This window comes from Massilia sp. H6, from assembly GCF_024802625.1.
Classification (GTDB): domain Bacteria; phylum Pseudomonadota; class Gammaproteobacteria; order Burkholderiales; family Burkholderiaceae_D; genus Telluria.
In genome coordinates this window covers 371623-384694 of sequence record NZ_CP103371.1, presented here as the reverse complement: position 1 = coordinate 384694, position 13072 = coordinate 371623, and the positions used below count along the sequence as shown (strand labels likewise).

Below are 13072 nucleotides of genomic sequence, written 5' to 3'. Positions count from 1 at the left end.
CCCATACTCGAGTTTCACACGAAGCGTCTTGCGTAATACTGGAGAAGCAATCGCGCTCCTCAGCCGCGAGAACCGTCTGTGCGTAGTCAATTACCACCGTATTCTCGAAGCGCCCGACCCGATGCTTGAGTCGGAACCAGACGTTGCAACATTTCGCTGGCAGATGCGCTTACTGGCCGACTGTTTCAATGTACTACCGCTGCACGACGCGTTAGCTGCTCTCGATGCCGGCCAGTTGCCACCACGCGCGATCTGCATCACTTTTGACGATGGCTACCGTTCAGTGCACGACTTGGCTCTTCCTATTCTCCAGGAATTCGGACTACCGGCCACCGTATTCGTCACCAGCGGCTACATCGGCGAACGGAATATGTGGAACGATCGCATAATTGAGGCGGTACAGAGCCTACCGCCAGGGCAACTCGACCTGTCCGACGTCGGTCTTGGCGCGTATTCCCTGCGCAGCTTGGATGACCGCAAAACCACACTGGACGAACTGACCGAGGCATCGAAGTACCTGCCGCCCAAAGCGCGCGTGGGTCTAATCGAACGACTTGAAGCCTTGGTCGGCGAAGGTCTAGCGCATGGCTTGATGCTACGCCAGGACATGGTTGTCAACCTCGATCGAAAGGGAGTCGAAATCGGCGCACACACCATTTCGCACCCGATTCTCACCAGCTTGGATGATGGCGACGCGCGTTTTGAAATCCGCGGCGGTAAGGAGGAACTGGAGGCGATCCTGGGCAAACCGGTGCGCCTGTTCGCCTATCCGAACGGGAAGATCGGCAAGGATTTCGACATGCGTCATGTTGACATGGTGCGCGAGGCTGGCTTCAGTGCTGCCTTTACAACGGCGGTCGGCGCAATTACCCGCGATCAGAACCGGTTCCAATTACCGCGCAGCCGCCCGTGGGATTCGTCGCCCTTTTTATTCGGATTTAGACTGCTACGTTGGTTGACACAGTCCCCACCCTAATGCACGCAGACCCAACATGCATCGAACAGCCTGCAGTGTCGACTGCGAAAAAATCGGGCCTTCTTGCCCCAAATATGGATACGAATATGAGTAAACGCGCGCTCCTGATTGCTTTTCATTTTCCGCCGCAGGCGGCGAGCAGCGGCATCCAGCGAACTTTAAGCTTCTCTAAACATCTCGGCAATCATGGCTGGGAACCGCTGGTACTCTCTGCGCACCCGCGCGCCTACAGCACGCAGAACACCACGCAACTGGCCAGCGTGCCGCCGCAGTTAGTAGTCAAGCGCGCCTTCGCGCTCGATGCAAAGCATCACATGGGGATTAAAGGCCGTTATCCGGAAGCAGTGGCCTTACCGGACCGCTGGGTGTCGTGGTGGTTGGGCGCAGTCCCGGCCGGCCTATCGCTAATTCGCAAGCACAAACCGCAAGTGATCTGGTCGACCTTTCCGATCTCGACTGCACACCTAATCGCGCTAACACTTCACCGCTTGACCGGATTGCCATGGGTAGCTGACTTTCGCGACCCCATGCTGCAAAAATCGTATCCAACTTCGAAATTGCAACGCAATCTTTACAGGTGGATCGAGCACCAAGCTATTACTCGCTGCAATGTGGCAGTATTTACTACTCACAGCGCGATGGAGTCCTACCGCACGCGCTTTCCGCACCTACCGCCGTCCAAATTCACCGTGATTGAAAACGGTTACGACGAGGATGGATTCGGCACACGGGCCGACTCTCCGACTTCCGCCGCTCCAACAGGCAAGATCACCTTGGTGCATAGTGGCGTTCTGTATCAGACTGGCCGCGACCCGTCCGCCTTTCTCCAGGCCGTTGCCCACCTAAAGCAGCAGGGCGCGACCGACGCAACGCGATTACGCATAATTCTGCGCGCGCCTGGAGCAATGGACGAGATCGATTCGTATGTACGAAAATACGGCGTCGAAGACATTGTGGAATTGGCCCCGCCAGTCCCTTACCGAGATGCACTGCATGAAATGCTGGCTGCGGACGGATTAATCGTGTTCCAAGGTACACCGTTTAATACCCAGATACCGGCCAAGATTTACGAGTACTTCCGCGCACGCAAACCGATCCTTGGACTACTAGATCCGGCTGGCGAGACGGCGCGGGTGCTCGGCGCAGCCGGCTTTATCGACATTGCCAATATGGACCGAGTGGAAGCAATTGTTCCAGTTTTGAAGTCGTTTATCGAAAAAATATGCACCGGTAGCGCCCTGATTGCCAGCGATGAGCTAATTCTGTCCTCGTCGCGTCAACATCGTGCAAGTGAGCTAGCAAAAATCTTTGACGCCGCGTGCGTTTGACAGAAATACAATCGGCATAACATGACGTCAAAGGAAGCTGTCGTTACAGGTGTGAAGTGGACGTCGGTCTCCACCATGGGCCGGCGCGTGCTGGGCCTAGTCGCGAACATTGTATTCGCGCGCTTGCTGGCGCCCGATGATTTCGGGTTGGTGGCCATGGCCGGCGTCATGCTCGGTTTCGTCGACATTTTCAAGGACCTCGGGACGGGGGCAGCGCTGGTACGTGAAAAAGAGGCGCGGCCTGGATTGCTCTCGAGTGTGTTCTGGCTCAATTGCGGCTTTGGACTGGGGATGACCATCCTGATGCTGGCGCTGTCGCCGCTGGTAGCGGCGCTGTATCAGGAACCGCGGGTACAGCCGATCGTTGCCGTCATGGCGGTGTCCTTCCTTTTGTCGTCCCTGTCGATCGTGCACGTGTCGCTCCTGACCCGCGAGATGGCATTCGAGCGCCTGGCCAAAGTAGAGCTGGCAACCTCGGTGCTGTCGTATGCGATCGGGATCGGCGCCGCGCTGCTGGGGCACGGAGTTTGGAGTCTCGTGTACCAGGTCATCGCCAACGCCGCGCTGGGTACGTCGCTGACCTGGATTGCCAGCCGGTGGCGTCCGCAACTGGTTTTCAACTGGACTGAAATCCGGGGTATCACAGGTTACAGCCTGAACTTGGCCGGCTACAATATTTTCTATTACTTCGCCCAAAACCTGGACAATCTGCTGATCGGTCGCTTCCTCGGCACTGAAGCGCTCGGCCTGTACGATCTTGCGTATAAGCTGATGACCTTCCCTATGCAGGCCATTTCAGCCGTTTTCGGCCGGGTCATGATGCCCTATTATGCAAAAGCTCAGGAAGATCTGCCGCGCTTCCGCCAGGCCTTCCTGCGTGTGGCCGGCACCATCGCATTCGTGACTTTTCCGATGATGTTTGGTTTATTGGCGGTGCGCGAGCACTTCGTCTTCGCCGTCTTCGGTGCGGCATGGGCGCCAGTAATCCCACTGCTGGCCATGTTCGCGCCGCTCGCCGCCATCCGTTCGGTGCTGACAACGACCGGGTCGATCTATATGGCCACCGGCCACACAGGCCTGCAACTGCGCTGGGGAATGTTGTCGAATCTGATTATCTTGGGCGGTCTTGCGGCAGGCCTGAAATGGGGCATCCTCGGTGTGGCCGCCGGCTTCACCCTCACCTCTTTGCTGCTGCTGTATCCCAACCTGAAAATTCCTTTCCGCTTGATCGGACTGGAAGTCGGGAGCCTGCTACGCGCATTAGCGCCAACCTTTGCATGCACTGCCTTGATGTTTGCTCTGGTTGCCGCCCTCGATTTGCTGCTGACCGGGCGCATCGGTCATGCGGGCATGCTGGGCGTGCTCGCAGCTGCTGGCGGCGCCGGCTACCTGGCATGTACCTGGTTCCTGAACCGCGCCATGCTGCAGGAGCTGCTTGCGTTCTCGGGCTTACGCAAGCCCGCAGCGGCTGGCCTTTCCTGACCTATAACGAATTGATAACACGACCATGACTATCTTCTGCGGCGCCTATTCCCTGTCTCCTGATGTCGACCTACCCCCGGCCTTGATCGATGCATTGCGCATGCATGTGACGCGCTCCCCTGCAGACCTTCCGACCGAATGGCGTACCAGCCACGCCTATGTGGCTAGCGTCGATATTGGCGCCTTTAATGGCAGCGGCATGCTGGATCAGGGCAGTGCGGGTTTTTCGGTGATTGCAGGCGAACCGCTGCTCACAGGTCCGGGTATGACCGGTAACAGCGAGCGCACCGAAGACCTGGAGCGTATCAGCGCCGGCCTGCGCTCGGATATGCGCTCAAATATGCGCTTCGACATACTCCGACAAGCATCCGGAACCTTCTGCGGTGTCGATTACGATGCTCTTAAGCATACGATGTCGGTGTACGTCGATAAGTGCGGAGTGCGACCGGTGTATGTGTGGGCAGGTCCCCAGTTCGTCGTTTTCGCCAGCGCACTGCGCATCCTGGAGGCGGTCCCTGCCGTGCCCAAGCAGTTCGACATACGCGGCGTCACCGAAATCGCTGCACTTGGTTATGCGCTGGGCGAGCGCACGCCTTTCCTGAACATTTCCATGTTGCGCGCAGGTGAAGCCGTGTACCTCAGCGCTGGCAGCGTGCAGCGCGAGCAATACTGGCGCTGGGATGGACCGCTGGATGACATTAGCTACGAATCCGCAACGCGCCGTGCTTACGATAGCTTTCTGAGTGCGGTCGTGCGGCGCCAGCGTAACGCCCGCATCGCCGCCGCCTTCCTCAGCGGCGGCCTCGATTCACGAGTGATCGTTGGTGGCTTGGCAGCGCTCGGCAGTGATGTGCATTCAGTAAACTATGCGCCCGACTGTAGCCAGGATCAAGTATTCGCGAAGTTGGTCGCCGACCAGTTACACCTGAAACATACGCAGATCGAAACGAATGCTGGAAACGTGAGCCAGGGTTATCGCAAGGATGCGGTCAATGCCTGGATCCGCGAGACTTTCCCTGAACTGTCGTCAGCCGGGCAGGCGCCAGTGCTATGGTCCGGCGACGGCGGAAGTGTGGGTCTAGGCTATGTCTACATGACGCCCGAAATTGTATCGGCGATGGAGCGCGGCGCGACGCCGGAAGCGATCACGCTATTCAACGGCGGTGTCCCACGCCGGATCTTCCATCGCTCAGCTGTCGAACAGATCGGCAACCTCACCTTCCAGGGTATTGCCGAGGAGCTGGCCGCCATCGAGGGTCCTGACCAGGGTCGGCGTTTCCAGCTGTTCTTGATGCTCAACGACCAACGGCGTCACTTGGCTCAGCATTTCGAGGACATCGACGTCGAGCGAATCGAGTTCCACCTTCCATTCTTCGATGCAGACTTCCTCGACAGCGTGCTACGCCTGCCAAATGACTGGCTCATGGCGCACCGTTTCTACATGGACTGGATGGAATACTTCCCGAACGCACTGAAGTCGATTCCATGGCAAGCCTATCCTGGGCACATCCCTTGCACCTTGCCTAGTCCCCCGGGCTTGAAATACCAATGGGATACTTACTACGACAAGAAGATGTACGCGCAAATGCGTCGTTCGCAGGCTAGCAATGGATATCGCATGCTGTCGGCACAGTACTTTCCGGACAAATTGATCAGCCGAGGTGCCTTGCGCCTGGCTAGCCTGCTGACGGGCAGCGGTCTACGCGACTACAGCTATCTGATCAAGACGGCCGGGGTGTATCATCGCTACTGGAATGCGGCACAAGAGAATGTGGCGGCCCGAGCTGCTGAATAAAGTCGCGATTCCGGGTGTTTGGGCAAAGTTTTAGGTGACTGAAGCGGCCTTTGGTCCACATCCGGAAACATGATTCCGATGATTCATCAGATTCCGTGCACATGGTCCGGCGCACTGCGAGCTTCCTCGTGTATGTTCTGGATCATCACCCGATCGCGGCGGGCTATCGCGAAATGATTGCTAACAACATCCACGACCGGCGCCTAGCGTGTTCAAAGTTGCTTTCTGACGCGCCGATTTTTCCATCGCTCAGGAAATGCTGGCTTTGCTCGACAAGCGTCCGGCAGACCTGAAGTTTCGGCTCGAGTTGCTCATCAAGAAATTGCCGTCGGTACTACACGCTCCGCCTCAGACCAGCACTTCCTGCGCATCCGGATGCCCAAGAAATCCCCCCGGACTCGCACTCAACCCATACGCCCCCGACTGGAACACCACTACCAGGTCGCCCACGTCGGCGCGCGGCAGCTCCATGCGGTCGGCCAGCACGTCGAGCGGCGTGCATAACGGCCCGACCACCGACACCGCCTCTGTATCGCCAGAAGCCATCCGGTTGCCGATCGCGACGGGATAGTTCTTGCGGATCACCTGTCCAAAATTTCCCGACGCGGCCAGGTGGTGGTGCAAGCCGCCATCCGTGACCAAGAATACCTGGCCGCGCGAGACCTTGCGGTCGACCACGCGCGCCACGTAAACGCCCGCTTCCCCGACCAGGTAGCGTCCCAGCTCAATCGACAAGCTAGCCTCGGGCAACGCCGCCCGCACCCGCGGCAGCAAGCGATCGAGGGCAGCGCCAATCGGCGCCAGGTCAAGGCGTGCCTCGCCCGGGAAATAAGGAATGCCGAAGCCGCCGCCGATGTTGAGCATCCGTAGCGGGCTGCGGCTGGTCTCGGCCAGTCGTAGCGCCAGCTCTACGGTCTGCGCCTGGGCCTCGATGATTGCCTCGGCTTTAAGGCTTTGCGAGCCGCTGTAGATGTGAAAACCCAGCACATCCAGTCCGAGCGCTGCCGCCAGCGTCAGCATGCGCGGGGCTTCCTCGGCGTCGATGCCGAACTGCTTGGCACCGCCCCCCATGCGCATGCCCGAGCCCTTCAGTTCAAAGTCCGGGTTGATCCGCAATACCAGTTGCGGCGCGATGCCCAGTGCCTCGCCGAGGCGCGCCACGGTGCGCAGCTCGCGTTCCGATTCGGCATGGATGCAGACGCCGGCGGCAATCGCCCGGCGCAGTTCGGCCTCGGACTTGCCGGGACCGGCGAAGCTGACGCGCCACGGATCCATGCCGGTGTCGAGCGCAACCTTGAGCTCGCCGCCGGATGCCACGTCCAGGCCATCGACCAGGCCCGCAAGGTGCTGGACCAGGGCCGGCATCGGGTTGGCCTTCACCGAATAGTGGAGCTCGACCGCAGCTGGGATGTGCTTGCGCACCTCGGCAATGCGTTCCGACAGCAGGCGACGGTCGTACGCATAGAAAGGCGTGCTGCCGACCCGCTGCGCCAGGCGCGTGATCGGGATACCACCGACCTGCAGGCAGCCATCAACGACGGGGAAGCCGGTTTGCGCGGCATGGACTGGTTTGGTAACGCTCATGGGATCATTCGCTTTCAAACAGCGCAACAAAGGGCGCGCGTAACGCCGGACGGTCGAACTTGCCGTTAGGGTTGCGCGGCAACGGGCCAAGAAGCAGCGCGATATGGGCCGGCACCATCCAGGCCGGCAGGCGGCGCTGGCATTCTTTCTGCAGCAGCGCGGGGGTCAAGCCTGCTTCGCGCGCCACCGCGAGCACCACGATGGCCTGGCCCATGACCGGATGCGGCACCCCAAAGGCGACCGCTTCTTCGACCAGGCCGCTCTCATGCACGACTTCCTCGACCTCGGCCGGGCTGACCCGGTAGCCAGACACCTTGATCATGTCGTCGCTGCGGCCAATAAAGTACAGGTAACCCTCTTGGTCGCGGCGCACGGTGTCGCCCGACCATACCGCCAGCTCGGCCAGCGGCAGCGCAGGATCTTGGCCGGGCGCCGGACGAAAACGCTGCGCGGTCTTGGCCGGATCGTTCCAGTAGCCCAGCGAGACCAGGGCGCCGCGGTGCACCAGCTCTCCGGGCTCGTCGGCATCGCACAGGCTGCCGTCAGGCCGTACCACCAGCACCTCGGCGTTCGGGATGGCGCGGCCCATCGAGTCGGGGCGGCGCGCCAGCTCGGCTGGCGGCAGATAGGTGGAGCGGAAAGCTTCGGTCAGGCCATACATCAGAAACAGGTTGGCATCGGGCAGCCTGGTGCGCAGCGCGGCCACGGTAGCGCGCGGCATGGCGCCGCCCGAGTTGGTCAGGTAGCGCAGCGAGCAGGCGGCCGGCCAATCCAGTTGCGCGAGCTGAATCCACAATGGCGGCACCGCGGCCAGGCCGGTGATGCGTTCCGCATCCACTGCCTTGAGCACGTCGCGCGCAAACAGGTGATTGATCAGCACCACGGTGGCGCCGGCGTAAAAGGCGGTGGTCAGCTGGCTCAAGCCGTAGTCGAAGCTCAGCGGCAGCACCGCCAGGATGCGGTCGTCGTCCGTGTTGCCAAGATAGCCCGCAACGCTGCGCGCGCCAGCCACGATGTTCCGGTGCGATAGCACCACGCCTTTGGGTTTACCGGTGCTGCCCGATGTGTACAGGATGGCGGCCATGTCGGCGTCGATCGCCGGCAGGGCGCCGCCAGGCGCCGGCGCTGCACCTGACTCCCAGGCCAGCAGCCGGAATGCGCCAGGCAGCTGTGGCAGCGAGGCGGAGCCGACCACGATAATCGAGCGCAATCCAGGGCAGTGCGCCAGCACCTCGGCTAGTGCATGCAGGCGCTCGCTCGAGGTGACCAGTACGCGTGCCTCGCAGTCGGCCAGGATATGCGCAACCTGGGGCGCCTTCAGCAGCGGATTGACCGGCACGAACACGGCGCCCGCCGCCGATGCGCCGAACATCGCGGCCACGTTTTCAATGCGTTTTTCGAGATAGACCGCAACCCGTTCGCGCGGCTTGATACCGATATCCAGCAGCTGTCCGGCTGCTCCCTGCACCATGCGCGCCAGTGCGGCGTAGTCGAGCCGTTCGGCGCCGTATACCAGCGCCTCGGCGCCAGGGGCCCGGTGCGCCGCCGTGAAAATCAAATCGTGAACCAGCTCGCTCATTCAAACCTTCTTGTACAGACCAGCAGGGACGGGAAAAGCGGGCGCCATCTTAACATTTTCGTTTCAACCCAGAACAGCAAAACCGGCATCCACCGTTATACTGTGTTGCCTAAACTGAAGATGAACCACATGCGCGCACACCGCCCCAGCCTGCCGATCGCCCCCGTGCTGTCGCGTGCCTCGTTCAGCGGCCCGCAGGGCAGGCACGCCGCTGCGCGGCCACCGTCGGTGCTCGACGCCGGCCAGGTGCGCATGGTCACAAGCGGCAGGGTGGCGATCGCGCTGGCGCTGCGCCAGATGGGCCTACAGCCGGGCGACGAAGTGCTGGTGCCGGCCTACCACAGCCCCTCGATGGTGCCGCCGGTATTGTGGTGCGGAGCGACCCCGGTATTCTACCGCGTCGGCGCAGACGCCTCGGTCGACCTTGACGACGTGGCGGCGAAGCTCGGCCCGGCGACGCGCGCCCTCATGGTCACCAATTACTTCGGCTTTCCGCAAGCGCTGCAAACGATCCGTGCCTTTTGCGACGCGCGCGGCCTGCAGCTGCTGGAAGACTGCGCGCACTGCTTCTTCGGCCAGTACCGCGGCAAGCCGGTCGGTTCCTGGGGTGACTACGCCATCGCCAGCAGCATGAAGTTTTTTCCAACCTACGAAGGCGGGGCCCTGGTATCGGCGCGCCACCGGCTCGACGCAATCGTGCTGCAACCTGGCGGCCTGGGTTTCGAGGCCAAGGCAGCGCTGGCCACGCTCGAAAACAGTTTCGCGCACGGACGCCTGCCAGTCGTGCGCGCCTTGCTGCGCCTGCCCTTGGGCTTGAAGGACATGGCGTGGCGCGCGCTCAAGGCGCGCCACAATGCCGGCGCCGGCGCAAGCATTAAGACCAGCCTGGCGCCGGCTTCGTCGGACAGCGGCTTCGATTTCGAACCGCGCTGGGTCGACAAGCGTTCGGCCTGGTTTTCGCGGGTGATCATGAAACTGGCTTCGACCCGCCGCATCTGTACCTTGCGGCGGCGCCACTATCTGGTGCTCGAAGACGCCACGCGCGGCCTGCCCGGCTGCCGGCCGTTGTTTCCCACGCTGCCCGAGGGCGTCGTGCCGTGGCAGTTCCCGCTACTGCTGGACGATCCAGAAAGCATTTTCGAGCGCTTGCACGCGGCCGGGGTGCCGCTGGTGCGCTTTGCCCATGCGCGCTGGCCGGGAGTAGACGCCGCCACTTGCGCCAACGGCGCGATGCTGGCACAACGCGTGATCGCCTTTCCCTGCCACCAGGAGCTAAACCCGGACGAACTGGCATGGATGGCAGACCAGCTGCAGCAGGCGCTGCTGGCCCAGGCGGTGGCGGCATGAACTGGAGCTTCGTTTCGGCACGCAGCTTTGCCGAGCACCTGTCGGAATGGGCGCGGCTGCATGCAAGCGGCGCGGCCTCGCCGCTGCTGGCAGCCGATTTCGTGCTGCCGCTGCTCGCGCATTTCGCGCGCGGCGACGAACTGCTGGCAACCTGCCGCTGCGGCCAACATGTGGTGGCAATGGCGGTATTGTCATCCGAGGGCCGCGCGCGCTGGCAGACCTTCCAGCCCGCCCAGGCCCCGATCGGCATCTGGCTGCAATGCCCCGGCACCGACACCGCCATGCTGGCCGCTGCGCTGGTGCGCGCCCTGCCCGGTCTCAACTTGGTAACCGCCATCACGCAGTGCGACCCGGAACTGGTTCCGCGTCCAGCCGATGGCGGTTGCGTGCAAACGCTCAACTACATCCAGACCGCCCGAATTACCATCGAGGGCAGTTTCGACGCGTACTGGAGCACGCGCGGCAAGAATTTGCGCGGCAACCTGAAGAAGCAGCGCGCCCGGCTCGAACGCGACGGCATCGCGCTGCGCCTGGAAGTAATACGCGATGCCGAGTCGGTGGGCGCCGCGGTCGCCGATTATGGCAATCTGGAGAGCACCGGCTGGAAAGCCGGCGGCGGCACCGCGGTCCACGCCGACAATGCGCAGGGGCGGTTTTACAAAGACATGCTCGAGGCGTTCTGCCGACGCGGAGCCGGCAGCATCTACCGCTACTGGATTGGCGGGCAGCTTGCCGCGACCGACCTGTGCATCGAAGGCGCTGATTGCATCGTGGTGCTCAAGACAACCTATGACGAGCGCGTCGCCGGATCGCTGTCGCCTACCCTCCTGATGCGCGAGGAGGAAACCCGCGAGTTGTTCGACCAGGGGCGCTTCAAGCGCATCGAATTCTATGGCAAGGTCATGGAATGGCACTTGCGCTGGACGGACGAGGTGCGCACGCTCTACCATCTCAATATTTACCGCTGGCCTGCACTACGCGGCTGGCACCGCAAGCTGCAGGCGCGCGCCGCGCGCCAGAGCACATGCAACGGATTAACGGAGCAAGAATGTACTTGAACGAAGTCAGGAATATCCTCATCGACGTGCTGAACCTGGGCCCGGCCGGCAACGAACTCGCTGCAGACTCGCCGCTGCTGGGCAGCCTGCCGGAGCTCGATTCGATGGCGGTCGTGAGCCTGATCGGTGCACTCGAAGACCAGTTCGGCATCATGATCGACGACGACGACATCAGCGCCAGTACCTTTGCCACGCTCGGCAGCCTGACGGCCTTCGTGCAAGAAAAGCGCGGCGCATGACCCTGGCGTCCGGGCCAGCCGCGGTGCCGTTCTTCCTGCCGGTGGACGGCGGGCAGCGCTTTTGCCTGTTTCACCCCGCCGTCGGCGACTGCCGCGGCGCCGTGCTGTACGTGCATCCGTTTGCCGAAGAACTGAACCGCTCGCGCCGCATGGCAGCGCTGCAGGCGCGCGCACTGGCGGCGCAGGGCTACGGCGTGCTGCAAATCGACCTGCACGGCTGCGGCGACAGCAGCGGCGATTTCGGCGATGCACGCTGGGAAACCTGGAGGCGCGACCTGGCGTCAGCTCATGCCTGGCTCGACACGCGCCTGGCGCAGCCAATCACGCTGCTCGGACTGCGCCTGGGCGCCGCGCTGGCACTCGACTTCGCCCGCACCGCAGCCAAGGCGCCTGCCCGCATTGTCCTGTGGCAGCCGGCCTTGTCCGGCCCTTCGGTCCTGGCGCAGTTCTTGCGCCTGCGGGTGGCCAACGACATGCTCTCGGGCGGCGATACCAGGCTCGGCACTGCTGCCCTGCGCGCCGCGCTCGCGCGCGGCGAGACGCTGGAAATCGCTGGCTACGACCTGCATCCAGAATTGGCGCAGGCGATCGACGCGCTCGATGCGGCCCTGCTGACCCCGCACAAGATCCCGGTGCACTGGTTCGAGCTGGCGACCGCCCCCGACCGCCCGCTGACGGCGGCCGCCTCCAGTACCGTCGAGCGTTGGCGCCGCGCGCGCGTGCTAGTACAGGCTCGGCAGGTGGTCGGCCAGCCTTTCTGGTCGACCCAGGAAATCACCGAATGCCCGGCCTTGGTGGCCGCCACCTGCGAAGCAATCCAGGAGCCGGTCGATGCTGTTTGACGAAAAAGCGCTGGCCTTCCCCTGCGCCGGCCAATGGCTGGTTGGCGTGGCAACCGTGCCGATGCAGCCGGGCCGGCGCGGCGTGCTGGTCGTGGTCGGCGGCCCGCAATACCGCGCCGGCAGCCATCGCCAATTCACCTTGCTGGCACGCGCCCTGGCGGCGCAGGGCATCGCGGCGATGCGCTTCGATTACCGCGGAATGGGCGACAGCGATGGCGAGATGCGCGGATTCGACGACATCGGGCTAGATGTGCGTTGCGCCATCGACGCCTTTTTCGCCGCCGTCCCGGGTCTGCAAGAAGTGGTCCTGTGGGGGCTGTGCGACGGCGCCTCGGCTGCGGCACTGTATGCCGAGAGCGATGCGCGCGTGAGCGCACTGGTACTGCTCAACCCCTGGGTGCGCACCGATGAAGGGCTGGCGCGCAGCACGCTCAAGCATTATTACCGCGAACGCTTCCTGTCGCCGGTGCTATGGAAAAAGATCGCCCAAGGCCGCTTCGACATGCGCGCGGCTGCCCGCTCGCTGGTCGATATCCTGGCGCGCGCCAGCAAGCCGCGCCAGGCCGGTAAGACCAGTGGCAGCGAGGCACTGCCCGAGCGCATGCACGGCGCCCTGTCGCGCTTTGACGGAAAAGTGCTGGTGGTGCTGAGCGGCGCCGACCTGACCGCCCGCGAATTCGCCGACACCGCCGCCGCACCAGGGTGGAAGGGCTTGTTGGAGGCCCCGCGTTTTACCCGGCATGAGCTGGCACGGGCCGACCATACCTTCTCGCGTCGCGAATGGCGCGACCAGGTGGCGGCCTGGACCGCGGACTGGTTGCATTCGTGGTGAAGCGTCTGCT

The 13072-nt window shown here is 62.7% G+C and carries 11 protein-coding genes; 9 read left to right on the top strand and 2 right to left on the bottom strand.

The window, feature by feature from the left end:
• Positions 1–28 precede the first annotated feature (28 nt).
• The 4 genes from NRS07_RS01715 to NRS07_RS01700 all read left to right on the top strand — a co-directional run bounded on the left by NRS07_RS01715 (position 29) and on the right by NRS07_RS01700 (position 5581).
• Positions 29–976, top strand: a complete 948-nt coding sequence (locus NRS07_RS01715) for a polysaccharide deacetylase family protein (protein ID WP_259210602.1) — start codon at positions 29–31, stop codon at positions 974–976.
• Between the two features lie 86 nt (positions 977–1062).
• Complete coding sequence (locus tag NRS07_RS01710) at positions 1063–2304, top strand: glycosyltransferase (protein WP_259210600.1); 1242 nt, start codon at positions 1063–1065, stop codon at positions 2302–2304.
• Positions 2305–2325: 21 nt separating this feature from the next.
• A complete protein-coding gene (locus NRS07_RS01705) occupies positions 2326–3786 on the top strand; it encodes an MOP flippase family protein (protein WP_259210599.1) in 1461 nt (486 codons plus the stop codon).
• A gap of 25 nt (positions 3787–3811) precedes the next feature.
• Entirely contained in the window at positions 3812–5581 is a 1770-nt protein-coding gene (locus NRS07_RS01700; protein WP_259210598.1) for an asparagine synthase-related protein, read from the top strand.
• Between the two features lie 348 nt (positions 5582–5929).
• Here the strand turns inward: NRS07_RS01700 and NRS07_RS01695 are convergent, their stop codons facing one another.
• Entirely contained in the window at positions 5930–7165 is a 1236-nt protein-coding gene (locus NRS07_RS01695; protein WP_259210597.1) for a pyridoxal-dependent decarboxylase, exosortase A system-associated, read from the bottom strand.
• Between the two features lie 4 nt (positions 7166–7169).
• Positions 7170–8744 carry an acyl-CoA ligase (AMP-forming), exosortase A system-associated gene (locus NRS07_RS01690; protein WP_259210590.1) on the bottom strand — a complete coding sequence of 525 codons (1575 nt, stop codon included), beginning with the start codon at positions 8742–8744 and terminating at the stop codon, positions 7170–7172.
• A 129-nt stretch (positions 8745–8873) separates the two neighbouring features.
• On the opposite strand from NRS07_RS01690, the gene NRS07_RS01685 reads away from it, so the two are divergent.
• The 5 genes from NRS07_RS01685 to NRS07_RS01665 are packed head-to-tail and all read left to right on the top strand — an operon-like array spanning position 8874 to position 13062.
• Positions 8874–10091: an aminotransferase class I/II-fold pyridoxal phosphate-dependent enzyme gene (locus NRS07_RS01685; protein WP_259210589.1), complete on the top strand. Its 1218-nt coding sequence runs from the start codon at positions 8874–8876 to the stop codon at positions 10089–10091.
• Positions 10088–11149 (top strand): GNAT family N-acetyltransferase, encoded by a 1062-nt coding sequence (locus NRS07_RS01680; protein ID WP_259210587.1) that lies wholly within the window; start codon positions 10088–10090, stop codon positions 11147–11149. Before NRS07_RS01685 ends, NRS07_RS01680 begins: the two co-directional genes overlap by 4 nt.
• Entirely contained in the window at positions 11140–11388 is a 249-nt protein-coding gene (locus NRS07_RS01675) for an acyl carrier protein (protein WP_259210583.1), read from the top strand. The genes NRS07_RS01680 and NRS07_RS01675 overlap by 10 nt, the downstream gene beginning before the upstream one ends.
• The gene (locus NRS07_RS01670) at positions 11385–12230 is read left to right on the top strand and encodes a hydrolase 2, exosortase A system-associated (protein ID WP_259210581.1); all 846 of its coding nucleotides are present in this window, start codon (positions 11385–11387) and stop codon (positions 12228–12230) included. Before NRS07_RS01675 ends, NRS07_RS01670 begins: the two co-directional genes overlap by 4 nt.
• Entirely contained in the window at positions 12220–13062 is an 843-nt protein-coding gene (locus tag NRS07_RS01665) for a hydrolase 1, exosortase A system-associated (protein WP_259210579.1), read from the top strand. The genes NRS07_RS01670 and NRS07_RS01665 overlap by 11 nt, the downstream gene beginning before the upstream one ends.
• Positions 13063–13072 lie beyond the last annotated feature (10 nt).

Coding starts and splice junctions, on each gene's coding strand:
- NRS07_RS01700 (WP_259210598.1), top strand. CDS start 3,812: ATGACTATCTTCTGCGGCGCCTATTCCCTGTCTCCTGATGTCGACCTA.
- NRS07_RS01675 (WP_259210583.1), top strand. CDS start 11,140: ATGTACTTGAACGAAGTCAGGAATATCCTCATCGACGTGCTGAACCTG.
- NRS07_RS01680 (WP_259210587.1), top strand. CDS start 10,088: ATGAACTGGAGCTTCGTTTCGGCACGCAGCTTTGCCGAGCACCTGTCG.
- NRS07_RS01670 (WP_259210581.1), top strand. CDS start 11,385: ATGACCCTGGCGTCCGGGCCAGCCGCGGTGCCGTTCTTCCTGCCGGTG.
- NRS07_RS01665 (WP_259210579.1), top strand. CDS start 12,220: ATGCTGTTTGACGAAAAAGCGCTGGCCTTCCCCTGCGCCGGCCAATGG.
- NRS07_RS01710 (WP_259210600.1), top strand. CDS start 1,063: ATGAGTAAACGCGCGCTCCTGATTGCTTTTCATTTTCCGCCGCAGGCG.
- NRS07_RS01705 (WP_259210599.1), top strand. CDS start 2,326: ATGACGTCAAAGGAAGCTGTCGTTACAGGTGTGAAGTGGACGTCGGTC.
- NRS07_RS01690 (WP_259210590.1), bottom strand. CDS start 8,744: ATGAGCGAGCTGGTTCACGATTTGATTTTCACGGCGGCGCACCGGGCC.
- NRS07_RS01685 (WP_259210589.1), top strand. CDS start 8,874: ATGCGCGCACACCGCCCCAGCCTGCCGATCGCCCCCGTGCTGTCGCGT.
- NRS07_RS01695 (WP_259210597.1), bottom strand. CDS start 7,165: ATGAGCGTTACCAAACCAGTCCATGCCGCGCAAACCGGCTTCCCCGTC.